We start from the raw sequence: 23678 nt of genomic DNA on the forward strand, positions 1-23678 counted from the left end.
ATGGAATCTGTATTCCTGGTGGTTTTGGGAATCGTGGAACAGAAGGAATGATCGCCGAGGCACAGTATGCTCGTGAGAAAAAAATCCCATACCTCGGAATCTGTCTCGGATCGCAGATCATGGCGATCGAATACGCCCGTAATGTGCTCGGAATCTCGGATGCCAATAGTGAGGAATTCGCACCAGAAGGACAGAACAATATCATCCATATCATGGAACACCAGAAAGGTCTCACCACAAAATGAGGAAATATGCGTCTCGGTGCGTATCCATGTGTCATCCGCGATGGAACACTCGCTGAGCAGACGTATCACGATTATGGGGATCCTGTGAACAACACGATATCTGAGCGTCACCGTCATCGTTTCGAGTTCAATCCAGCATATCGGGAACAGATGGAACAAGCAGGATTTATTGTTTCTGCAACGAGTCCCGATGGAACACTCGCCGAGATCGTCGAACTCAAGGATCATCCCTATATGATCGCGACGCAAGCACATCCAGAACTCGCTTCTCGTCCGACTCATCCACACCCACTTTTTATGGGATTCGTGAAAGCAATGGTGAAATAAGAGAATCTGCCAAATAGTTTGATTTTGTTTCCCTTTTTTCTATACTGCTTCCACTCGCGAGAGGTGGTGGAATGGTATAGTTTGTGCCCAGGTGGTGGAATGGTAGACACGTACGTCTCAGACGCGTATGCACTCAGTGCTTGTGAGTTCAAGTCTCATCCTGGGCACCAAAAGAAAAACAAAACTTCAGATTTTCTGAAGTTTTTTCTTGCAAAAGAGGAAATATTTCTATACTTCCTATACATTGATAAATTTGCCCGGGTGGTGGAATGGTAGATGTGCGGAAATGCGAGTCCATGCAATGGACGACACATTGGAGCCATACCCCCGAATGCGAGCATCCAACGAAGTTGGTGCGACATATGAGAGGGGTACACGGAAAATATAAAAATCAATAACATTCTCAATTATTTGCCCGGGTGGTGGAATGGTAGACACGGAGGACTTAAAATCCTCTTCCCGTTCGGGAGTACGGGTTCGAGCCCCGTCCTGGGCACCATGAAAAATCAAAAATCATTCGTCAGAATGGTTTTTTATTTTTCCAGAGTAGTACAGTTCTTTCTATTTCCACATATAATTCTGTTGGTATGATTCATTATATCTTTCCACATTTACAGCATGCCTCACACTCATTCCAATATCTGTTACTGTTGCCTTTATTATACCAGGAGCGGTAGTTCATTCGATCATAATATTTTCCCTTCCAATAGTATGTCATTCTTGAATAAGATTTCACGTACCACGTTCTCTTTTCTGGAAAACAAGTCACATATTCTGAAGTCCTGTATGTACCATCTTTTCTACCAAATATATACCTGCTTCTTCACCCTTTTTTAGTAATTCTTGATTCCAATATGAGAGCAGATTAGATCATCGCACATAAGGAACCCTAGCGAGAACATATCATTCTTTATTCTCAGCAACATCTTTGGGATCAAGTCAGAGAACATGCATGGCAACTCCTCGAATCTCCGATCAGAGAAACGTAAACTGGAAATTTCTTTTTCTTCAAAGCTCCTGAAGGTCTAGATCTACAGGAACAACTATTTCTCACTTTTCTGCATACTGAGCATGTATACGGTGATATTCTTGAATCTCGGAGACGGAAAGTCCATAATACGCTTTTATAAGACTTGTGCCCTCTCATCACGGAATATGAAATACCCGACTATCCCATCACGATGCAATAGGTTTTCCTAAAGATGAAATACGTATCTTTGATAACATATTACTACAAGAATTTACTTTTGTTCTCTATTTTTCAGCGTCTCATACCATTTTTTCTCTTCGCTCGACCAGTTTGCATATGGATGCTGAGAGAAAGAATTATTGGTGATTTTTTTATTTTTCGTCACTTCTTGTCCGAGCAATTCAGGAAGCTCGATTTTCTCATCGAGACTTTTGAGCTCGATATCTGCGAGAACGATTCATTCATTGGCTCATTGGTATTCGTCGAATTCCCAGATTTTCCCATCAGTATGACGATATTCATAGCGAATCTTCACGACATCCGCGTGTCCTATCATGATAAAAAGGGCAACACGATACGGAACCTCCCATTCATATTCATCGCGCATATTCGGTTGATCTTTCTTCGTTTTCACATTCACCTTGAAAGTGAATGCTGCTGACTTGGAACCTGCTTTCAAATCTTCGATGAGTCGAACACGGAGCTTATTTCCCTCACCTCGATGAATCGTCGCTTGGACGATTTTCTTCGATGGAAGTGATGCTCGGAGTTTTTCCCAATCAGGATGACTCGTATTCACGATGTATTGTCGTTCGATTTCGCGTGGCATAGAAGGTATTTGATTACTTGTCTATGGTAGCAGATTTTGGGAGAAAGGGCAAATCTAATCGTCTGGAGCAAAACACAGTCGATTAGCTTCCCCAATTTTCCAATCGGCAAAAATATCATCTGCCATAGTGTACACATCTTGGCACCATTCCTTTCATTTATATGCAGCCAGAATATGTGCAGACCATTTTGTAGATCGAATAAGTGCTACCATCTTCAAGAGCTTTCTTATATCCACTAAAAAGCTATCACGATAATCCATAAAGTTTTTAGCATTTTCTTCATCATCAAAATCCGTAAATCATGCGAGAACAAGCATAACTCTTGGATAAAGCTTCGCATAAATATGATAGAATCTCAATAGATGTTTATCGATTTTTGAATTCGGACCTATGGAACGCATATCATTCATGAGAGCATCAAGAGCACGAATATAGTTCGCACCCTCTTCTTGAGCTTGAAGAAATACCTCATCCGAGATATAGAAATTTTCTGTTGATTGCATAGAATGCATTATTCCAAATTTCTTATTAAGTCAAATATTTTTCATTATTTTTCTAACTCGTCAATTTATTTTCTTTTTCGCCTTGCTTTTCCTGATTTTTCGGTATACTCACGCACGATTTCCCAGAAGATGGGAGTATTTTATAATTATTTCCTCATGAAATACCGTAATATTGCGATTATCGCCCACGTTGACCATGGTAAGACGACCCTTGTAGATGCACTTCTGAAGCAATCTGGAACATTCCGCGAAAATGAAGAAGTCGGAACAACGATCATGGATTCCAACGACCAAGAACGTGAGCGTGGTATCACGATCTATGCCAAGAATACTGCTGTCATGTACAACGATGTGAAGATCAATATCGTGGACACTCCAGGGCATGCTGACTTCGGTTCTGAAGTAGAACGTGTCCTCCGTATGGTGGACTCTGTATGTCTCGTCGTGGATGCCTACGAAGGTCCGATGCCTCAGACGAAATTCGTGCTCAAGAAGGCGCTCGAACTCGGTCTCAAGCCAATCGTTGTCATCAACAAGATCGACAAGCCGACCGCTCAACCAGAAGCAGTTGTGGATATGCTTTTTGACCTCTTCATCCAGCTCGGTGCCACTGACGAACAGCTCGATATCACTGACGGACGTATCGTCTATGCGATTGCCCGCGAAGGTATCGCGATTCGCAACATGACTGACGAACGCAAGAATATTCACCCTCTTTTTGATACAATTCTCGAACAAGTCGCAGAAGCTGCGAACGATGTCGAAAAACCATTCAAGATGCAGATCGCGAATCTCGCCTACGACAACTACGTCGGACGTATGGGTGTCGGACGCGTCTATGAAGGAAAGGCAAAGGTCGGACAGACGGTAACGATCATCGGGAACGATGGGGCTCGCCGAACAGGAAAAATCAGCAAAATCTACACATCTCTCGGTCTCAAGAAAATCGAAGTGAACGAAGGAGAAGCAGGAGACATCATCACTATCGCTGGTATCCCAGATATCTACGTAGGTGAGACAGTTTCGACTGATGCCAACACTGAAGCTATGCCAGCTATCACTGTCGATGAGCCAACTCTGACTATGGAATTCCTCGTGAATGATTCTCCATTCGCCGGAAAGGAAGGAAAATTCGTGACTTCTCGTCAGATTCGCGAGCGTCTCGAGAAAGAAATGGAAATGAACGTAGGACTGAAGATTGATTTCGATGGTTCTGATGGAAACTCATACAAGGTATCAGGTCGTGGAGAGCTCCACCTCTCTGTGCTCGTCGAGACTATGCGTCGTGAAGGATTCGAACTCCAGGTAGGATGTCCTCAGGTTATCTTCCACGAAGTGAATGGCAAGAAACATGAACCAATCGAAAACGTCGTGATGTGGGTACCAGAAGATCGTTCTGGAACTATCTTCGAAATGCTCGGAAAGCGCAAGGGTATCTGTAAGAACATGAACACCGTAAACGGTATCACGAATATGGAATTCGAAGTTCCAACTCGTGGACTTCTCTGATTCCGCTCTCGCTTCGTCATCGAGACCAAGGGTGAAGGTATCATCTACTCTTCATTCGACCACTATGAGGAATACAAGGGTGCGATCGAGAAACGTGATGTCGGTTCTATGATCTCTGGAAATGCAGGTACTGCCATGGCATACTCACTCTGGAATCTCGAAGAACGCGGACCAATCCTCATCGAACCAACAACAGAACTCTATGAAGGTATGATCATCGGTGAACACTTGAAGGGTGGTGATCTCGTAGTTAATGCGACGAAGAACAAGCAGCTCACGAATATGCGTGCATCTGGAACTGACGAAGCAATCCGTCTCACTCCAATCCGCCAGATGACTCTCGAAGACTGTCTCGATTATATCGGTGACGATGAACTCGTAGAAGTCACTCCAAAATCTCTCCGTCTTCGTAAGAAATGGCTCACAGAAACTGAGCGAAAGAAGAACGGGTCTAGATAATATACCTCAAAATAATCCCCTTTGTAGAAATACGGAGGGGATTATTCGATGAAGATTCGTAGTTTTTTATTCATCCGTCAGACAGTACCGATGCACCGATGGATCATCTCACTGAACACTATATTTTTTTAGATCGGAACGAACTCATTCTGTTCCAAAAATAAGTGCATATCATACAGATCCCAAACAATTTGGATAAGCACCATTTTTGTACATATAGCACAGTGGCCATTCTCCTATTCTATCCGTGGGAGATTTTCCAGTATATTGTATCATGATGGGTGTGATTGTCTGATCCCAAGTGAATCCCGTCGAATAATTACTACATCCATGAGTGAATCATGATTCATCCAGAAGTTCAGGTGGAAAAATTGGGTAACTTTCATGATCTGTGTAGTATGCTTTGATTACTGCATTGATTGTCTTTGCTCACACAAAACGATCAGTATCATGGGCAACTCTGAAATATCCCTTCATCAAAGGATACAAGACTCATATAAGACTACCAATAATAATAAGGATGGTCATGAACTCCAAAAACATGGTTCAAAGCTTCCGCATATTTAGGAGAATAAGTTTAGAATAGATTCCATAATAATCAACAAATAACCTATCAATTGTGGGTTATTATATCATTCCTTATATTTTGTCCACTTTTCTTTTTCTGTGGCAATCTGAACATCCTAATTATTCTGATAACAAAAATTTGACTTTATTCCCGTTTCCCATAGAATCCGCCCAGAAATTTTATTATTCTTTCCTCATAACCCTATGATCTGCTACTCTATTCGAAAAGAAAGTGAATCAAGCGAAAAGCTCCTTATGCGCTATAAGAAGGCATTCTTCCAGACTCGCACTGCGAACAAGCTCAAAGGTGAACAGAATCACTCTCGCTCACTCTCACACCGCAAGATCCGTGAGAAGGCTATTATCCGTGAGTATTACCGTACTCTTTCGAAGAAGGCATAATCCTTTTTGTACACAATTCGTATACGAAAAACCTCCAGAATTCTGGAGGTTTTTTAGACTATCATTCTTATTCGTCCCGATTTTTTCTTTCACATTCGACTTTTCCGATGACATTATCATCTACTGAGAGCACCTTCAGCACGAGTTCGCCGATATTACCTGAGAACCGAATCTCTGCATCTACATGAGGAAGTTCTTCCGTTTCTGCCATCATCACATAAGAAATCGGTTCGCCGATGTATTTATCAGGAATTCCATAATCTTCCGACGCAATATCATATTCTTCAAGAATATCATCGATAAGGACTGTTCCCACTGCTTCGATTTTTCCATTCTTCATCTTTCTGAGATAGATTTCTTCTTTATCTTTCTCATCCTTGATATCACCGAAAATTTCTTCGAGAACATCTTCCATCGTGACAACACCCGCTGTTCCTCCGTGTTCATCGAGCACGAGTGCAATATGACGACGAGATTTCTGGAATTTTTCGAAGAGATCATCGAGTGGTTGAGTGAGTGGAACTTTCATGATTTTCTCCAGATCAAGATGCTCAAGATAGCTCTTCCCATGTCATTCACGTTGGAGCTTGAATGCTTCTCGAAATGTAATCACATAATCCACATCATCCGTCGTCTCACCACAAACAGGCAAACGAGAATGGGAAGAATTCATGAATATTTCACACGCCTGATCCACCGTCATATCCAGATCGAGAAATTCCACCTGAACACGAGGAGTCATCACAGAATTCGCCGTAGTATCAGAAAGAGAAAGAAGATTTTTTATCTGACGACGTTCATCCGCTTCCACTTCACCTTCTTCATGAGACATATCGATAAACGCTTCCACTTCAGCATAACTAATGCGTTTTGTATAGGAATCTCCTCCGAATATCTTGGCGACTCACTTTACTATTATATTGATGAAGAATGAGATCGGGAGAAATATCTTCAAAAGAACCACATATATTGGAGCAACCGCAAGACTAATAGAAGTATTATATCGGGAACAGAGTGTTTTTGGTGTGATTTCTCCGAAAAGCAAAAGAAGAATAGTCACAACAGCTGTAGCGATAAAGACACCATATTCATCTGGAAGATTCATTTCTTTCGCGATCGAAACACTCATCACTGTAGCGAGTGCTGCAGCACCTGTGTTCACAATATTATTTCCGATAAGAATCGTGATTAACAATTTATCTGTATCTCATTTTATTTTTTCGAGTGATTGGGCACCGAATCTTTTTTCTCGAACAAGAGACTGGATAGCATGTTTCGACAGTGTCATAAGTGCAATCTCTGTTCCAGAAAAGAAAGCGGATAGAAGAATCAGAAAACCAAAAATAATTATCGATAAAGGATCCACGGAAAATAAAGATTATAAATAAATGAAGATTGATGTATATCATACTTCTGGTGCCCCCGACAAGAATCGAACTTGTGACTAAGCCTTAGGAGTGCCTTGTTATTCCACTTAACTACGGGGACAAACCTGAGACAACAATATATGGATTTTCCCTTGATTTGCAAACGCTTTCATTTTGCCATTTTCTCATATTCCGATACAATCATCGCATTATTACTTTTGTTTTCTTATGGAAAAATCTGTCACCGAAAAAACCCAGATAAAAAAAATGTCTGCGAAAAAAGAAAAATCTATCGAAGCTCTTTCTCCCTCCCAGATCGAGCAAGTGGAAGGACTCATTGATGCGATCGAATCGGCAGGAATTCAGGAATTCATAGAATATATTCGATCTCCATGGAAGATGCTCTGGCCCAACTTCATCGCTGGTGTGGCTCGCGGATTCGGCGCGCTCGTCGGTGCAACTATCGTGATTGCTCTTATCGGTTGGATTCTCGCGACGATTATCGATCTCCCACTCATCGGGAAACAACTGGAACCCTATGTCGAAAAAGTACAAACAGAATTCAATAAATATACCGAAGCGAACAATTATCGTGCGAATTTCGAACGTATGGAATCGACATTGGAATCTATCGACGCCACTTTGGCGGAACAGAATGCGAGAGAATTGAGAAGCAATAACACCAAATAATTCCCTATGCGTATCTGATTTTTCTGAACTCCGTATCTCGCGGCTCGTGTACTCGAAGACCTCATTTCCCACGAAAATATTGAGGTCGCTTTTGTGGTCAGCAATCCAGATAAGCCATTCGGACGAGAACAAATCATGAGACCAACACCCGTGAAGGAACTGGCACTGAAGGAAAATATTCCTGTTTTTACACCAGAAAAAGTCCGCAACAATACAGAATTTCTCGATGTGATTCGCGGATACGATTGTGATTATTTCGTCGTGGTTGCCTATGGGAAAATCCTTCCCGTAGAGCTTCTCGCAATCCCGAAGAAAATGTGTATCAACGTGCACGGCTCTATCCTCCCGAAATACCGTGGTGCTTCACCGATCCAGTCTGCTCTTCTCCATGGAGAAAAAGAAACGGGCGTGACCATCATGCAGATGAGCGAAGGGATGGATGAAGGCGATATGATTTTTGTCGAGAAAATACAGATAGCGGAAGATGAGACTTCTGAGACACTCTTTCAGAAATTCGCAGAAATCAGTGGAAAAACACTCATTGAAGCAATCTTGAATCTTGAATCTTGAATCTTGAATCTGGTTCCCCAAGATACCAGTCTCGCGACCTATTGTACCAAAATCGAGAAAGAAGATGGACTCATAGACTGGAATCAATCAGCGACAGAAATATACCACAAATGGCAAGCCTATACACCATGGCCAGGAATTTATACCATGTATGAAGGAAAGAGATTGTTATTGGAAAAAGTATCACTACTCCGTCATCCTGAGTGAAACGAAGGATCCAGGAATACACAGGAACAACTGGATTCTTCGGCAAAGCCTCAGAATGACGAAACTCATGGAAAAGTCATAAAACTCGAAACAGGGGAAATCGGAATTGTTTGTGGAGAATGACTCTTGACACTCGAACAAGTAAAATTAGAATGAAAAAAATCTCAGAATATTCGAGATTTTGTGAATGGGAACAAAAACCTCTTATCTTATAACTTTTTATCTCATGAGTAATCTTAATATGAAGACTCAGGATGAGTCATCGGCTACTAAATATGTTTTGGCTTGATGAGTAGGATTTGCTCTGTGAGCGGGAACCGTATATGCCCTAAATCTTTGACCATGATGAGCGGAACTTGTTCCTGCTACTTGAGCTCTTGTTGGAGTAATATCTCTAAAGGTATGAGAACTAATTGGAAACTGATGGGACAAGATTAGAACTGTAGCAGGATGGGATTAGAAGAGAGATTTTATGAATGGGAACCAGAAATTTATATGAATAACTTTGTAACAATTATGAAAGTAGACTTTATTCCAAGTCCTCTCTCGAGATGATAGATGCACCATCTCATTTCAAAGAAACTATCATAAACTTCCTTTCCACAAATCCTATTGTTCAAGGAGTTATTCAAAGCGTATCAAGAATGTGTTAATCAAAATTATGTCCACCCTCTTCTCCAAAATCATCGCCTGAGAAATTCCATCTTTTAAGATTTATGAAGATGAGTTTGTCTATGCGTTTCTCGATATTTTCCCACAAACACCTGGGCATACACTGATTGTTCCGAAGATAGAAATTGATCACTTTGCAGATGTGCCAGAACCATACTATTCCGCAATATTTCTCGCCGCCAAGAAACTCTCTCCAGCAATTCAGAAAGCAACAGGATGTGTGAGAATATGTACACTTTTTGTGGGTTATGAGATTCCTCATTGTCATTATCATCTTGTTCCGACGAACACGCTTTCCGATGTGAACTTCACAGGAAAGCCTCAAGCAGACATGGAAGAGCTCAAGACAATGCAAGAGAAAATTCTTTCTGAACTCAATATCAATCATCAATAATCCATATGTTCACTATCGCTCTCAATACCATTCGCGAACTCGTGAGAAATAAATTTTTCTCGCTCATTCTTTTTCTTGGTGTGATTTTTATCCTCATCTCATTCACGCTCGAGACGCTCGCTCTCGGAGAGATTCGTCGGATTCTCTATGATTTTGGGCTTTCTTTTATCGAGTTGACTGGACTTGCGGTTATTCTTTTTCTCGGAGGAGGCATGATTGCTCGTGAGATCGAATGACGCACTATCTATCTCATGCTCTCGAAGCCTATCGGAAGATCACAGATTATTCTCGGGAAATTCCTCGGCTTCTCTGTCGTCATGCTCCTCATGGTCGCATTCCAGACATTAGTCCTCATCGGTATGCTCATGATGCGTAATATTGCGATCGATCCGCTCATGTTCGCGGCAATCCTTGGAATTATCCTGAAGTTGTTTTCTCTTCTCGCGCTCATTCTTTTTTTCTCGACTTTCGTATCACCAATGATTGCGATGTTTCTCACGATTGCGACCTATATTATCGGACATAGTGGCTACACGATGCTCGACTATGCGATTCATCAGGGAAATACGATGATGGCCTATTTTGGGAAAGCGATTCTCACAATATTCCCCAATCTTGAAGCCCTCAATCTGAAAAACTATGTAGCCACCGATGCACCAATCATTCTTTCGAATTGGTTTCTCGGATACGGTGTCAGTGTTCTGTATGTGATCACGATTCTCTGCTTGAGTGCTCTTATATTTTCTCGACGATCATTCGATAATGCCTAGTAGGAATCTATCTTTTAGTAAACAATAATTATGTCTCTTATCACGGTAAAAGTCTGCACGGGTCGCGCATGCAGCGAACGATATTCAGAATTCATACAGAAACGCCTCGAAGGAGACAAAGATTTCTACAAATACGAAGATGATGTCGAAATCGAAACCTGTATGTGCCAAGGTCGATGCAAAGAATGACCAACAGTAGTATTCGGGAATGATATTCAGGTCGGACAGAATCCGATCAAAGCTTCAGAAATTCTCAGAAAAAAAGTCGAAGAAGCTCGGAGAAAGTTGCGAGCAAACAATAAAGACAAGGTATAATCCTTGTCTATTTTTGTACGATCAATGTCTGTAACTGCTCTGCGATTTCTTCTCATCGCTCACCCAGCACTCCGACATGCCGACGTATCTCAGCCGAGAGGAGAAGCCCTTCTGCGGTCGAGGCATCGATTCCATGCGACTGGAGATAAAAAAGCGCTTCTCCCGAAATACGATGGGTTCGGTTACTATGTCATCATTCGATACTATCCGTCTCTATTTCGAGAACTGGACGCCCGCGAACTGATATATTTTTTCAGAGCAAAATATTCGTCTGATCGACTCTCAGATGGATATCCTCAGAACCATTTTCCACTCGTCCGATTCCATCGACAGAAATACGAGCATTGTCTCGAAGAAGTGTGAGAAGCTTCAGGTCAGCAGATATATTTTTCCCATCGAGAATAACGGACAATTTTTGAACCATATCTGAGTGATAATATACTCCCGCCCCCATAAACGTCGCATCAGACTGAATATGGAAAGTTCGAGTATTCTGAGTAGCTTCTGACGGAAGGAGAAGGTACTGCAACTTCACACCCGAGCGAACGGTAATTTCGAGGTTTTCGAGCTTTCCATTATCGCGGAGAATAGTATCCTCTGAGATAATCATCGGAGATGTGGTTATAGATTCGCTATACATAGAGAAGAAGTATAGGGAAAGCTCTGGAAAGAACAAGACATTTTTCGAGAAAATGGCAAGTACGATTTTCTTGTATTTTATGGTGTTTTCTGTTAATATTGACCTCATGAATGCGAAAAGTCCATACATCACCTACGAAGTCACTGTTGACCGTGCGAATGAGAAGGGAGCTTTTGTTGCCAGAGAAATGCTCTCGACACTCCATCACAGTATCTCTCATCGTGCTCCATGGTGGCAATTCTGGAAAAGAGGAAATCATGCCTCTTTCCGATTCCAGATTCTTGCTCACAATGGACAAATACGGTTTTATTTTTCGACACAAAAAGAATATTCCGCCTTTCTCATATCCCAACTCTATGCACACTATCCTGATATAGAAGTTACTGAATGTAGTATTCCTGTCGAATCGACACTTTCTGTTCAACGTCGATCGCTCGTGCTGCATCATCACGATCTCGATACTATCAAGCTCTATGTGAACCTGAAAGACCGAACAGAGAAAGATTCTATCGATCCGCTTTCGAGTCTCACGAGCGCGCTTGTGAAAATTCCAAAGAACGAAATCGGTGGTTTTATTATTGATTTTGCACCCGTCCATGATCATCTCTGGCGCACAGAATCCAAGAAAGCACTCCTCACTTCGAAATACATTCCTAACTTCATGAAGCTTCCACTCCTCTCGATGTGGGGATATATTGGTTGGATTTTCTTGCCATTCAAGATGCTCTCACTCTTTTTCGGATTTCTTCTTCCACGCGCAGAAGAGCATAAGGAACACGAATGAACGGAAAAAAATCACCACGACAAAGAAGCTTCGTCAAAAACGGATGCTTTCGGTTTTCGTACCGCTGTGCATATCTTCAAAAACATTGCGGATCCTATTAATGATGATCTCATCCTCAAAGAACTCGGAAGCAGCATGAATATCTTCGCGGATCCGAAATGAAACCATTTCGTCACCAAAAAACAGGGCAACACCGAATATGGAAAAATCCGAATATCACTCGGACATACAACCCAGATTCTCAATACGACAGAACTTGCTGGCATTGTTCATCTTCCGACACTCTATGTGAAAACTCCTGGAGTGAATTGGGTAACAACGAGAAAGTTCGAACCACCGCACAATCTTCCGAAGGAAGAATATCCGAATACTCCAATCGGAGTTGCGAATTTTCGTGGTGATAATCAGGAATTTGGGATTAAGCCTGTTGATCGTGCACGTCATGTCTATATCATCGGAAAGACCGGAATGGGAAAATCGACCCTTCTCGAAAACATGATCTATACTGATATCCTGAACGGTCGTGGTGTAGCAGTGATTGATCCACACGGAGATCTCGCTGAGACGATTCTCGCGAATATTCCAAAATCTCGAACCAACGATATTGTCCTTTTTGATCCAGCGGATCAGGAATATCCGATTGCGTTCAACATGCTCGAGAATAGTCGTCCTGAACTTCGACCGATTGTTGCAGGAGGACTCGTCTCGATTTTCAAGAAGATGTTCGCCGAAAGCTGGTGACCACGTCTCGAATATATTCTCCGCAATACGATACTCACGCTTCTCCTCGTGCCTGATACGACGATGATATCTATTCCGATGATGCTCACACACGAAGCCTATCGGAAAAAAATAGTATCCAAAATCGATGATCCGATTCTTGTTCAGTTCTGGACCCAAGAATTCGAGAAAATGAGTCCTGCGATGCAAAGTGAAGCGATTAATCCAATTCTCAACAAGGTGGGACAATTTCTCTCATCTCCGATTCTCCGCAATATTCTGGGTCAACCGAAAAATCCATTCTCGCTTCGATGGATTATGGACAACGGAAAGATTTTTATCGTGAACCTGTCGAAGTGACGTATTGGTGAAGATGCGAGTGCCCTTCTCGGTGCTATGATGGTGACGAAGTTCCAGATTGAAGCCATGACTCGTGCGGATACTCCCGAAGCAGAACGTCGAGATTTCGGACTCTATGTCGATGAATTCCAGAACTTTGCGACGGATAGTTTCGCGACGATTCTCTCTGAAGCACGAAAGTATAAACTCTCCCTCACGATGGCGAACCAATATGTCGACCAAATGGCAGAGACGGTTCAGGGTGCGGTTTTCGGAAATGTGGGAACGCTCATCTCATTCCAAGTCGGCTACCACGATGCGACAACCTTCGCAGAAGTATTCGGTGGAGAAGATGTGATTCTTCCCCAAGATCTGACCAACCTCGCCAAATACGATATCTATACCAAGCTTCTCATCGATGGCATGCCATCTCCTGTTTTTTCTGCGACGACGCATGCACCTCTCAGAGAACGATTCGATGTCCCTCCACAACAGTCGCGAGATGTGCTCCTGAAGGTCAGCCGTGAGAAATACACCAAGAAAAAAGATTTCGTGGAGAAAAAGATCTTCGACTACGCTCGAAAGATTAGTGAGGAAGAAAAAGTGTACAAAAAAGAACAAGAAGCCTACAAAGAAAAAATGCGAGAAGAAAAAGCCAAAAAAAGAACAGATGAGAGCAAGAATGTGTAACTTTTGCTTTTCTGGAATAATCTATATAATCCATTGTAATATAAAAAAAGCGTATGAAATTTCTCATTCTTCTCGTTTCTCTTCTTTCATTTCTCATTCTTCCGACAGGTACTTGGGCCCTGACAGAAAGTGAACTCAATCTCAGAAATACTGCCGATATCAGTACAACTGGAAATACCAATATGGTACTGGAAGACTTTATTGGCTCCAATTCTATTAGTGACTTTTTCTTCTCACCAGGAGGAACGGGCGGAGAAGCAATTACGAATTCATTCATCCAAGTTGCTTTCAATATCAAGAATTTCTTTGTTTTGGTGGCTGTTATTTTCTTGATTATCGGAGTGATTAAACTCCTTTTTCTCTCATGAGATGAGGAACGTATCAAGAAATGGCGATCAAATATTATCTGGGTTTCCGTAGGGCTTCTCATCATGCAAATAGCATTCTCTATATGGAATACGCTCCTGATTCGGGATTCTGGAGCAGTTATTGGCTCTATGCTAGGATGGCAAATGTGGGTGAATATCTTTTCTCCGATTGTGAGCTTTCTTCAGCTTCTTGCTGGTTTCGGATTTCTCATGATGATGGTGTATGCATTTTTCACTATTGTTGGTGGAGGTGGAGATGAAGAGAAACTGAAGAAAGGAAAAAATATTATTATTTATGCAATTATTGGATTTCTCTTGATCAAGCTTCCCCGTGCATTTATTTCTGCGATTTATGGAAGTCCCAGCTGTAAAGAATCGGAATTTCTCTGGACGAGCAATTGTGTTATCAAGGATCAGGACTTGAGTGAGAGTATTGGAATTATTGGAAGTATTTTTAATTATTTGAACACATTTCTTGCGGTTGTCTGTGTTATTCTGATCATCTATGCAGGTTGGCTCGTCTTCATCTCTGGTGGCGACGAAGAGAAATTGAAGAAAGCAAAACGTATTATTCTCTATATTATCATCGGACTCCTCATCTTGGTTGCTAGTCATGCCATATTCCGCTTCTTTATTCTGCGAGGATAGTATTTCTCTATCAATCTTCTCGAAAATCATGAGCAAAATCATGATTTTTTTGCGTTTTATATACCTTTCAGATATACTCTCACTATGACTTGGTCTGAAGGTATTTTCATCACAATCATAACAGTTTTTGTCGTGATTATCCTATTTCTCTCCACGAGAAGAAAAATCGCATTCAAACGCTCTTTGGAGATGACTTTTTTGCGTGTTGTTATCGCACGAAAGGACAGTGACCAAGACGAAAAAAAGGAAACCGTGAAGGACTTTCGCGAACAGATTTCTATCATGGAACAATTGCTTGCGAGTCTCAAGTCCCTCTACTCAAGCACAATTACAGGATGGCTTTTCGGACAAGAATATATTTCTCTCGAATATATCGCGCACAAACAAGAAATCTATTTCTATATCGTCGTTCCACGAAAAGCAAAACTCCTTGTCGAAAAGCAAATTCTCGGTTTTTATCCTGATGCTTTCATCGAAGAAACCGAAGAAATCAATATTTTCGAGGGACGAAAAGTGGTTCGCGGAGAAATCATGAAGCTCAAGAAGCCCCAACAATTCCCTATACGAACGTATCAGAAACTCGAGAGTGATTCTATGAATGCGATTCTCTCAGCGCTCGGGAAACTCGGAGAAAATGAATCATGAGCAGTTCAGATTCTGATGCGCCCAGTCGATGATGATTGGCAAGAAAAAATTAAGAAAATTATCCGAAAATCGGAAAAGAAAGACAAAAAACATCATTTTTCTTGGAATCCGCTCGAATGGCTCGGAAACCTCATAGAACTCTTCACCCACGATCCGAACGAGAAACACGAAAACCCAGAGAATTCGAATACCGATGAGGAACCGATGGACGAGGAAGGACTCATGAAAGAAAAAGTGAAGAAAACAGGATATGCGGTCGCTATTCGCATCGTAACAACTGGAAATGACGAAGGAAGTGTTTATGCGGAACTCCAGAATATTATTTCTGCATTTTCACAGTTCACTTCTCCAGCCTACAATAAGTTCAAAGCAGTAAAACGAAAATCACTCTCACTGCTCGTGAGGCATTATATTTTCCGACAGTTTGCTTGGTGGTCTCCAACTCCTGTGATGAATAGTGAAGAACTCGCGACACTTTTTCATTTTCCTTCGAGCAAATACAACAAGCAACCAGAGATTCGCTGGCAGCGATTCAAGCTCATCAAAGCACCAACCAATATCCCGAAAGAAGGACTCTATATCGGAGACAATGATTTCCGTGGCGAGAAAAAACCGATTTTTATCAAGAATGAAGACCGATTCCGACACTTCTACGTCATCGGTCAGACTGGTACTGGTAAATCATCGATTCTCTCGACGATGGCGCGACAGGATGTTCGTAGTGGCAAGTGACTCGCGATTCTCGATCCCCATGGAGACCTTGCCAAGGAACTTATCGGATATATTCCTCGTGAACGTGCTGATGATATTGTCTATTTTGATCCGGGAGACCTCGCACGTCCGATGGGACTCAATATGCTCGAAGCATCGAACGACGATGAGAAACAAATGGTCGTCGCCGATTCGACGAATATCATGATCAAGCTTTTCGGAAACGAGATTTTCGGACCACGTATTCAGGATTATTTCCGTAATGGATGTCTCACACTCATGGACTATCCCCAGGGTGGTGCTATCACGGATCTTATCCGTCTCTTCACGGATGAGAACTTCCAGCGCGAACGCCGTACGACTCTGAAAAATGCGGTTGTGAAGGCATGGTGGGATTATACCTATGCGAAAATGGGGGATCGCGAGAAGTGAGAAATCATTCCATATTTCGCGGCGAAATTCGGACAATTCATCACCAATACGATGATGCGCAATATTGTCGGACAAACAAAAAGTGCCTTCGATATCAGTGAAATCATGAACAATGAGAAACTCCTTCTCGTGTCATTGTCGAAGTGAGTCATCGGAGATCTCAATTCCAATCTGCTCGGTCTTATCCTCGTATCGAAGATTCAGATTGCTGCGATGCGTCGGCAGAATATGGCAAAAGAAGCACGCAAAGATTTCTTTCTCTATATCGATGAATTCCAGAACTATGTGACCGACTCTATCGAGTCCATCCTCTCAGAAGCTCGTAAATATCGCCTTGGCCTCGTGATCGCCCATCAATATCTCGGACAGCTCGAGAAATCTGATGCGCTGACAAAATCCAGTCTCAACCTCAAGTGAGCGATTTTCGGTAACGTCGGAACAGTGATGAGCTACAAGCTCGGTGCAGAAGATGCAGAGTTCATGGCAAAGCAATTTGCTCCAGCGTATTCGGATCAGGATTTCGTGAATATGGACAAGTTCAAGGCGGCAATGAAACTCTCAGTCGATAGTCAGCCGACTCCTGGTTTTTCGATTGCACCGCCGAATCCATTCGCAGAAATGCCGGATATGGTGACCGGAAACGCACTTCGTGAACTCTCTCGCCTCAAGTATGGGCGTGAACGTGAATTCGTCGAGAAAGAAATTATTTATCGTATTGGTGCTGTATAACTATGAAAAAATCTATTTTTCTCATCTGTGGAATCGCTGGAATACTTCCACTCTCAATATGAGCAGCAGGATGATGACCGAGTTGCGATAAACGAGAATATTCTTGTTATCAGGAATGGGTCAATACGTGCAATAACTCGAGTAAACCTTGGAAAGCGAATAAATGAGTCTGAAGTGTGGAAGTGAAAAACTATGCCGAACTCTCAGCAAATGCTCAGAACAAAAAAATCACAGAAATTATCAACAAAGAGAAGTATCCAACGGAACGGGCAAAACTCGAAGCTCAGCTTTCGCTGGATAGAATCGGGGCTTTCGCCGGATTCAAAGCGGTGGAAATCGCTCGGAATCAGTACCGAAGCAATATGAACAAGATTTTCTCTTGTGCCGTTATAGCTTCCAGAATAGAGAAAACCCAGAAGGTGCTCGAAGCGGTCAAAAAAGTATGAGAATCTGAGATTTCTCGAAAACTCGAAGCAGACATCAAGAAACTTGGAGCAATGAAACCGACATGATGTGCTGCAAATATGGGAACTGAGACACTCAATGACTATGGTCTCGCGCTCGCATCCAGTGCGACAACAGAATACTGTAGCTATCGAAATTATCTCGATTATCTCCAAGAAAACATCAATAGTAATTATACGGATGTACTTAATTTGGAACAAAAAATCGGAAATAATGGAGAATCCCAGTCAAACCCAAGCACGATCGAAAGCGCTGCTTCTGACATGAATCTGCGAGCTCGTCAAATCACCGACGATATTGCCCGTGCCAATTCAACGCTTCCGAAAGCACTCGTGGCATATAGAGAAATGGAGAGGACCTATCCGCTTCATATCATGTTCCTCATCATTTATGATGATTATCTTGATCTCCGACAGAATACCACCACCTACCTCAATGCAGTTTCTCAGCTTTTCGAGAAAGCCAATAATGCTCAGAGTGCAAATAACAACTAAAAAATCCTCTCATGCGAGAGGATAGAATATCATTGGAGGCGCTAATCAGATTCGAACTGATGACTGTAGAGCTTTGCAGGCCCTTGCAATTGACCACTCTGCCATAGCGCCAAGACCTGGGCATTATAGAGAAATAGAGAAAAAAGCAAGTTTACTTACAGACAAAAGTCTGGAGCAATGGGACATAGAGTGTTGGATCTTTGTCGAGAGAAAGAGAAAAGTGAAGCAGATATACAGTCGTCCCACACACTCGCGCTGTTTGGACGAACTTCATACGTGGAGAACTCTCATTGTACCGCGCTTCGAATATATAGACGCGTGAAGTTTCTTCGTCAGAAAAAGTAATATCCCGGTCTGTTGTTTTCGTGTATTCGAGATAATTTTTACTTGTTTGGATCTGATTGAGCTCGCTGTATTTCTTCGAAGTAACGATAGATTCCAATGTATTACTCATAATGACAAGATTGTTCGAGAAGCCATATTTCGTATCTGGAGAAACATAGGCAAGTTCGATGGTTCATTTTTTCGGAGTTGGAAGTGTTGTCTCCGCCGCACCAGACCAAGTCTTCGGTACAGAAATGCTAAATGTTTTCCCTTCATAGAGAGTCGTATTCTGAGTTGCCTCGGATTGTGTTCCTGGAAGTGTACAACTCGCCAAGAGAAATGATGTGAGAAGAAAAAGAAGAAAACGCATAAGAACTATAAGATATGAATCCCAATATGGGCTACAACTCCGAAAATACCAAAAAGTAAAGCAATAATTAAACCTATCAATTTTATCCAAGATTTTGTCGGAAAATAAATATTCTGGAAGTACTCGATCAGCGAAAACATAAACCAGGAAACGACAATCACAAGTACAGAATAGAGATGAAAAGAAACATTCGAAAGAAACTCAAGCGAAACAAAAAAACCAAATACGGAAAAGGAGAATCCGGCAATTGTAAAGAGAAGTGTCATATAATAAGCCAGTACAAAGAAAGCCAATGTACGCTTTGCAATAACAAGCTTGATCTCCAAATATTCTTGCGGATTTTTTGTGAGTCTTTCTCGGATATCCTTGATTTTAACCATTTTTCTTTATAATGCTGGCATATTATATTCAAAAATGTCACTCACACAAGCTCAAATCAACAGACTTCAGAAGCTCACCGCTATTGCACGAGAAGGAGAACTCGATATTTCTAGTGTTCTCGACTCTTTCGATACACTCAAGAATGGAAACCTCAACCTTCCGGAACATACCACTCGAAGTGGAAAATGAAGTCTTCTTCCTCGGGAAGATATAGTTCATGCATCGACTATCTCACGAGAATCACTTCTCAAGTGTAGTCCACAACGCATTGCAGGCAACCAGATTGCCCTTTCGAGCATTATGATTGGTGAATAAAAAACTTTTTGATTCTTTCTACTTTCTAGCAACGAGATCTTCTCGCTCTTTCTTATGAATTCTCGCATTCTCCTTATATTTGCCTACGCTTTCACTCTTTCACTGGTTGTACAATATTTTTTCTTTCCGAAAGATGCAACAAAAAATACTGTAGCAAACCAATGAGTGATACTCCAGGTAGATAAAGAATCTGTAACAATTCCAAATATTCCAAAAGTCGAACTCGTGAATCATTCCACTGGATCCATCACGATGAACACGTGTTCTGATATTTCTATCACGATTGATTCTAATCCTCTCAGTGATATTGCAACGGCAGCACCTGATTTTTGTCAGGCAGTCAATGTTGCTCCTGAACAGAAAAAAACACTCCCGTTCAATGAACTCTATAAGGTATTCGCGAAAGTTTCTGGAAAATATATCATCACTGCGAAGACTCCGTTCGGCGACCGAATGGTCTATGTGAATGTGAGTACTCCTGGGATGTTTCGTTCTGCCCTTTCGAGCACTTTCTACGAACCGATTTACAATCTTTTTGTAGCGCTTATCACATTTCTTCCTGGTCATTCTCTCGGATGAGCAATCATCATCATCACGCTCATCATCCGCCTGATTCTCCTCGTTCCACAGCACCACATGCTCATGAGTCAGAAAAAGCTGCAAGTAATTCAACCAAAAATCAAAGAACTCCAAAAAAAATACAAAGATGACCAAGCAAAACTGGGTGTCGAAATGCTCGAGCTCTACAAGAAGGAAGGAGTCAATCCTATGGGCTCATGTCTCCCTCTCCTTATCCAGATGCCGATCCTCATCGGACTCTATTGGGTTATTTCTGGAGCGAATGATCCGTCGAATTTTTATCACCTCTACAGTTTCTTTAGTGATTTCGATCCTACAAGTATCAACTCTGCATTTCTCGGACTCAACCTCCAACATGTCGGTGGAACTATTGGTCTCATATTTGCCATAACTCTCGGTCTTATCCAGTGGATCCAGGCAAAGCTTTCTTTCGCCTACAATCCTCCAGTGAAGAAAGAATCACAAGAAATCGTCGAAAAGAAAGAAGGAGAAGTTCCAGAAATGGCACTTGATCCAGCACTTATGCAAAAAATGATGCTCTATATGTTCCCTATTATGATTGGAGTGACTTCATACTTCTTCCCTCTTGGAGTTGGACTCTACTGGTTCATCTGAACAGTATTTGTTATCATCCAGCAATGGTATGTGAACGTGATTTCGAAAAAGAAGAAATCGCAATAATCTTCGAGAGAATGAGTTTTCCTTTTTGGGACAAGGATTCTTTTACTTTGTTTCGAGAAAGAATTACTGAAAAGAAAAATCTCAAACAGAAAATCTATTTTTGTTTGACAACAAGACTCATTTTTATATAATCCGCGCAACTCATGGCGTAAGCCAGGTTTTTATATTGCTTTTATCTATATACGATGCCGAACACAAAAACCGCAAAGAAAGCACTCAAGGTGAGTGAAAAAAAGCGTTCTCGTAACCGTCGCTACAACGAACTCACAAAAGAGACCGTTAAAGCGCTCGAAGCACTTCTCGCAAGTGAGAAAAAAGATGTAAAGAAGATTACAGAAGCGCTTTCTGCTGTCTATTCACGCATTGATACTCTGGAGAAAAAGAATATCATTCATGGAAACACTGCAGCTCGCCGTAAGTCTACATTTGCCAAGCTCGTAAAATCAGTAACGACTAAATAATCCATGAATCGTCCTTTTCCGCAGAAAAAAAACGAAAAACGCATTAATGATGCGATAATGGCACGTGAAATTATCGTGATAACAGAAACGGGTGAAAATCTCGGGAAAATGTCACGCGATGAAGCTTTGCAAAAAGCGGAAGAACTCGAACTTGACCTCGTAGAAGTATGAGTCCAGGATGGAACTGTTATGGCGAAAGTGATTGATTATGGAAAGTTTCTCTTCAAACAACAAAAACAACAATCACAGAACAAGAGCCAAGCAAAGAAGACGGAAGTAAAGACTATGAAACTCACCTACAAAATAGGTGATCATGATCTCGATATCCGAAGAAAGCAAGCAGAAAGTTGGGCAAAAGAAGGACATCCAATGAAAATCATTCTTCAACTCCGCGGACGCGAGAATCAATACGAAGACCTCGCTATGGCGAGAATCAACGAATTCATTGCTTCTCTCGAAGACGTCTACAAAAAAGATGTTGCAGCAAAAATCCTCAAACAAGGAAACAACTTCAACGTCATGCTCTATCCAAAGAAATAACTCTAAAATTTAATTTTCATAATCATGAAACTCAAAACTCTCTCAAGTGCAAAAAAGCGCGTAAAGATCACTGGAACTGGAAAATATATCGTTGGAAAGACTGCAAAGCGTCATCTTCTCAAGGATAAATCTCCTAAAGCAAAAGGACGTGACGCTTATGGACATGTACTTCATGAGACGAATGAACTCGCTGCTCGCATTTCTCTTCCATACGGGAAATAATCCAATAAGCTCTCACAATTTTATAATCTTATAACTCATATAGTATGACTCGCGTAAAACGTGGTGTGATGACACACAAAAGACACAAGAACTGGATCAGACTCGCAAAAGGATACCGCCGTATGAACGGAAACGTGTACTCTCGCGTACGCAATGCTGTTATGAAGGCTGGACAGAATTCATATATCGGACGCAAAGCGAAGAAGCGAAATTTCCGCCGTCTCTGGAATGTTCGTCTCAACAATGCTGTTCGTCCACTCGGTATGAACTACTCTACATTCATCCACGCGATGTATGTAAAGCGTGTTGGACTTAACCGAAAGGTTCTCTCCAATCTTGCTATCAGCAATCCTGAAGTATTCGCAAAAGTCGTTGAATTCGTGAAATAATTGGATACATTTTTCTCAACAGAGTAACTTTTACTCTGTTTTTTTGTGTGATGCAAACTAAAAAAAGACCTCAACGGTCTTTTTTTAGGAACAAATGAACTATTTCTGGAGAGTCTCAGTCTTCTTCTGACGAGCATAGAACTTGTCCATTGAGCTTGTCTTGAGAAGTGTCTTCTTTCCTGTATAGAATGGATGACATTTAGAACATGTTTCTACACGGATTTCGTCACCCTTGATGGTGCTTCCGCTTTCGAATGTATGTCCGCATGAACAGATAATTTTTACCTGTTTCCACTCTGGATGAATACCAGTTTTCATAAGAGAAATGGGTTAAGAGTAATTGCGAATCGCTCAATCTGATAATTCAGAAAGGTACGAATGCCTCTTTCTCGCTTTTTAGTGGCGAAGGAGAAAACCATGAGTTAATAACTCAAAACTATAAACTTCTGGAATTTATAATTTTTAATTATTAATTCTTTATTTTTGGTGCCCAGGAAGGGACTTGAACCCTTACACCTCGCGGCAACGGCTTCTAAGACCGTCATGTCTACCAATTCCATCACCTGGGCGAATCATATCTTTCGATGGGCAAATACAAATCCAAGATCCAAAATAGAAAATCCAATATACCTTGAATCTTGAATTCTGAATCTTGGATTCTTTATTTTTATATGGTGGGCCGGGTAGGATTCGAACCTACGAAGTCGTAGACAAAGGATTTACAGTCCTCCCCATTTGACCGCTCTGGAACCGACCCATATAAACGAAAAACTAACAGTGAATAACTAAAAGTTTACCGCTCCTAATTATTATCTATTAGTTTTTGGTTATTCATTATCAAGTGGAGCCACCAATCAGACTTGAACTGATGACCGTCGGTTTACAAAACCGATGCTCTACCAACTGAGCTATGGTGGCACGTGAGCGAGATTGTATAAAAAATGATGTTCTTGT

Annotated in this window: 27 protein-coding genes and 7 tRNA genes; 20 read left to right on the plus strand and 14 right to left on the minus strand. The window is 41.6% G+C overall.

What is annotated here, in order from left to right; translation table 25 throughout:
- The 3 genes from PHY14_04135 to PHY14_04145 form a co-directional block, all read left to right on the plus strand.
- Positions 1–572 (plus strand): gamma-glutamyl-gamma-aminobutyrate hydrolase family protein (locus PHY14_04135; protein ID MDD2694096.1); only part of this gene is annotated, 572 nt, incomplete at its 5' end.
- A gap of 85 nt (positions 573–657) precedes the next feature.
- Positions 658–742: transfer RNA gene (locus tag PHY14_04140), tRNA-Leu, on the plus strand.
- Between the two features lie 243 nt (positions 743–985).
- Positions 986–1071: transfer RNA gene (locus PHY14_04145), tRNA-Leu, on the plus strand.
- Positions 1072–1133: 62 nt separating this feature from the next.
- On the opposite strand, the gene PHY14_04150 is transcribed toward PHY14_04145, so the two are convergent.
- Genes PHY14_04150 through PHY14_04160 form a run of 3 tightly spaced genes read right to left on the minus strand, consistent with a single transcriptional unit; the run spans position 1134 to position 2875 of the window.
- On the minus strand, positions 1134–1799 hold the full coding sequence (locus tag PHY14_04150) for a hypothetical protein (protein MDD2694097.1): 666 nt from the start codon (positions 1797–1799) through the stop codon (positions 1134–1136).
- Between the two features lie 14 nt (positions 1800–1813).
- Positions 1814–2371, minus strand: coding sequence for a hypothetical protein (locus tag PHY14_04155; protein ID MDD2694098.1), 558 nt, complete (start codon positions 2369–2371; stop codon positions 1814–1816).
- 54 nt (positions 2372–2425) lie between these two features.
- Entirely contained in the window at positions 2426–2875 is a 450-nt protein-coding gene (locus tag PHY14_04160) for a hypothetical protein (protein MDD2694099.1), read from the minus strand.
- Positions 2876–3031: 156 nt separating this feature from the next.
- Here PHY14_04160 and typA point away from each other — a divergent pair, with 156 nt between their 5' ends.
- Positions 3032–4843 (plus strand): translational GTPase TypA, encoded by a 1812-nt coding sequence (gene typA, locus PHY14_04165; GenBank protein ID MDD2694100.1) that lies wholly within the window; start codon positions 3032–3034, stop codon positions 4841–4843.
- Positions 4844–4909: 66 nt separating this feature from the next.
- Here the strand turns inward: typA and PHY14_04170 are convergent, their stop codons facing one another.
- On the minus strand, positions 4910–5371 hold the full coding sequence (locus tag PHY14_04170; GenBank protein ID MDD2694101.1) for a hypothetical protein: 462 nt from the start codon (positions 5369–5371) through the stop codon (positions 4910–4912).
- A 243-nt stretch (positions 5372–5614) separates the two neighbouring features.
- Here PHY14_04170 and PHY14_04175 point away from each other — a divergent pair, with 243 nt between their 5' ends.
- The gene (locus PHY14_04175) at positions 5615–5812 is read left to right on the plus strand and encodes a hypothetical protein (protein ID MDD2694102.1); all 198 of its coding nucleotides are present in this window, start codon (positions 5615–5617) and stop codon (positions 5810–5812) included.
- Between the two features lie 67 nt (positions 5813–5879).
- On the opposite strand, the gene PHY14_04180 is transcribed toward PHY14_04175, so the two are convergent.
- Positions 5880–7178, minus strand: coding sequence for a hemolysin family protein (locus tag PHY14_04180; protein MDD2694103.1), 1299 nt, complete (start codon positions 7176–7178; stop codon positions 5880–5882).
- A 48-nt stretch (positions 7179–7226) separates the two neighbouring features.
- Positions 7227–7300, minus strand: a tRNA-Arg gene (locus tag PHY14_04185).
- A gap of 107 nt (positions 7301–7407) precedes the next feature.
- Between PHY14_04185 and PHY14_04190 the strand changes: the two genes are divergently transcribed.
- The 5 genes from PHY14_04190 (at position 7408) to PHY14_04210 (ending at position 10797) form a co-directional block, all read left to right on the plus strand.
- A complete protein-coding gene (locus tag PHY14_04190; protein ID MDD2694104.1) occupies positions 7408–7869 on the plus strand; it encodes a DUF5665 domain-containing protein in 462 nt (153 codons plus the stop codon).
- A gap of 6 nt (positions 7870–7875) precedes the next feature.
- Positions 7876–8880, plus strand: a complete 1005-nt coding sequence (gene fmt, locus PHY14_04195; GenBank protein MDD2694105.1) for a methionyl-tRNA formyltransferase — start codon at positions 7876–7878, stop codon at positions 8878–8880.
- A gap of 427 nt (positions 8881–9307) precedes the next feature.
- Positions 9308–9712 carry an HIT family protein gene (locus PHY14_04200; GenBank protein ID MDD2694106.1) on the plus strand — a complete coding sequence of 135 codons (405 nt, stop codon included), beginning with the start codon at positions 9308–9310 and terminating at the stop codon, positions 9710–9712.
- Between the two features lie 5 nt (positions 9713–9717).
- The gene (locus PHY14_04205; GenBank protein MDD2694107.1) at positions 9718–10482 is read left to right on the plus strand and encodes an ABC transporter permease; all 765 of its coding nucleotides are present in this window, start codon (positions 9718–9720) and stop codon (positions 10480–10482) included.
- Between the two features lie 30 nt (positions 10483–10512).
- Entirely contained in the window at positions 10513–10797 is a 285-nt protein-coding gene (locus tag PHY14_04210) for a (2Fe-2S) ferredoxin domain-containing protein (GenBank protein ID MDD2694108.1), read from the plus strand.
- Positions 10798–10804: 7 nt separating this feature from the next.
- On the opposite strand, the gene PHY14_04215 is transcribed toward PHY14_04210, so the two are convergent.
- Positions 10805–11437 (minus strand): SufD family Fe-S cluster assembly protein, encoded by a 633-nt coding sequence (locus PHY14_04215; GenBank protein MDD2694109.1) that lies wholly within the window; start codon positions 11435–11437, stop codon positions 10805–10807.
- Between the two features lie 79 nt (positions 11438–11516).
- Between PHY14_04215 and PHY14_04220 the strand changes: the two genes are divergently transcribed.
- The 4 genes from PHY14_04220 to PHY14_04235 all read left to right on the plus strand — a co-directional run bounded on the left by PHY14_04220 (position 11517) and on the right by PHY14_04235 (position 18462).
- Positions 11517–13970: a type IV secretion system DNA-binding domain-containing protein gene (locus tag PHY14_04220; protein ID MDD2694110.1), complete on the plus strand. Its 2454-nt coding sequence runs from the start codon at positions 11517–11519 to the stop codon at positions 13968–13970.
- Positions 13971–14023: 53 nt separating this feature from the next.
- Positions 14024–14986, plus strand: a complete 963-nt coding sequence (locus tag PHY14_04225; GenBank protein ID MDD2694111.1) for a hypothetical protein — start codon at positions 14024–14026, stop codon at positions 14984–14986.
- Positions 14987–15070: 84 nt separating this feature from the next.
- Entirely contained in the window at positions 15071–17503 is a 2433-nt protein-coding gene (locus PHY14_04230) for a type IV secretory system conjugative DNA transfer family protein (GenBank protein MDD2694112.1), read from the plus strand.
- Positions 17504–17505: 2 nt separating this feature from the next.
- Positions 17506–18462, plus strand: coding sequence for a hypothetical protein (locus tag PHY14_04235; protein MDD2694113.1), 957 nt, complete (start codon positions 17506–17508; stop codon positions 18460–18462).
- Between the two features lie 33 nt (positions 18463–18495).
- On the opposite strand, the gene PHY14_04240 is transcribed toward PHY14_04235, so the two are convergent.
- From PHY14_04240 to PHY14_04250, 3 genes are all read right to left on the minus strand, one after another.
- Positions 18496–18573: transfer RNA gene (locus PHY14_04240), tRNA-Cys, on the minus strand.
- 40 nt (positions 18574–18613) lie between these two features.
- Complete coding sequence (locus PHY14_04245) at positions 18614–19156, minus strand: hypothetical protein (protein ID MDD2694114.1); 543 nt, start codon at positions 19154–19156, stop codon at positions 18614–18616.
- A 5-nt stretch (positions 19157–19161) separates the two neighbouring features.
- Positions 19162–19536, minus strand: coding sequence for a hypothetical protein (locus PHY14_04250; GenBank protein ID MDD2694115.1), 375 nt, complete (start codon positions 19534–19536; stop codon positions 19162–19164).
- Between the two features lie 34 nt (positions 19537–19570).
- Between PHY14_04250 and PHY14_04255 the strand changes: the two genes are divergently transcribed.
- The 6 genes from PHY14_04255 (at position 19571) to rplT (ending at position 22724) form a co-directional block, all read left to right on the plus strand.
- Positions 19571–19852: a hypothetical protein gene (locus tag PHY14_04255; protein MDD2694116.1), complete on the plus strand. Its 282-nt coding sequence runs from the start codon at positions 19571–19573 to the stop codon at positions 19850–19852.
- Positions 19853–19906: 54 nt separating this feature from the next.
- On the plus strand, positions 19907–21112 hold the full coding sequence (locus PHY14_04260) for a YidC/Oxa1 family membrane protein insertase (GenBank protein ID MDD2694117.1): 1206 nt from the start codon (positions 19907–19909) through the stop codon (positions 21110–21112).
- A 185-nt stretch (positions 21113–21297) separates the two neighbouring features.
- On the plus strand, positions 21298–21573 hold the full coding sequence (rpsT, locus tag PHY14_04265; protein MDD2694118.1) for a 30S ribosomal protein S20: 276 nt from the start codon (positions 21298–21300) through the stop codon (positions 21571–21573).
- Positions 21574–21576: 3 nt separating this feature from the next.
- Entirely contained in the window at positions 21577–22113 is a 537-nt protein-coding gene (gene infC / locus PHY14_04270) for a translation initiation factor IF-3 (protein MDD2694119.1), read from the plus strand.
- A gap of 24 nt (positions 22114–22137) precedes the next feature.
- Complete coding sequence (locus PHY14_04275) at positions 22138–22335, plus strand: 50S ribosomal protein L35 (protein ID MDD2694120.1); 198 nt, start codon at positions 22138–22140, stop codon at positions 22333–22335.
- A gap of 44 nt (positions 22336–22379) precedes the next feature.
- On the plus strand, positions 22380–22724 hold the full coding sequence (gene rplT, locus PHY14_04280) for a 50S ribosomal protein L20 (protein ID MDD2694121.1): 345 nt from the start codon (positions 22380–22382) through the stop codon (positions 22722–22724).
- Positions 22725–22823: 99 nt separating this feature from the next.
- Here rplT and rpmE read toward each other — a convergent pair whose 3' ends face one another.
- From rpmE to PHY14_04300, 4 genes are all read right to left on the minus strand, one after another.
- Positions 22824–23042 carry a 50S ribosomal protein L31 gene (gene rpmE, locus PHY14_04285; protein ID MDD2694122.1) on the minus strand — a complete coding sequence of 73 codons (219 nt, stop codon included), beginning with the start codon at positions 23040–23042 and terminating at the stop codon, positions 22824–22826.
- Between the two features lie 166 nt (positions 23043–23208).
- Positions 23209–23293 (minus strand) — tRNA-Leu (locus PHY14_04290).
- A gap of 103 nt (positions 23294–23396) precedes the next feature.
- A tRNA-Tyr gene (locus tag PHY14_04295) sits at positions 23397–23481 on the minus strand.
- Positions 23482–23566: 85 nt separating this feature from the next.
- Positions 23567–23642: transfer RNA gene (locus PHY14_04300), tRNA-Thr, on the minus strand.
- Between the last annotated feature and the right edge of the window lie 36 nt (positions 23643–23678).

The organism is Candidatus Gracilibacteria bacterium (genome assembly GCA_028687475.1).
GTDB lineage: Bacteria > Patescibacteriota > Gracilibacteria > BD1-5 > UBA2023 > STC-74.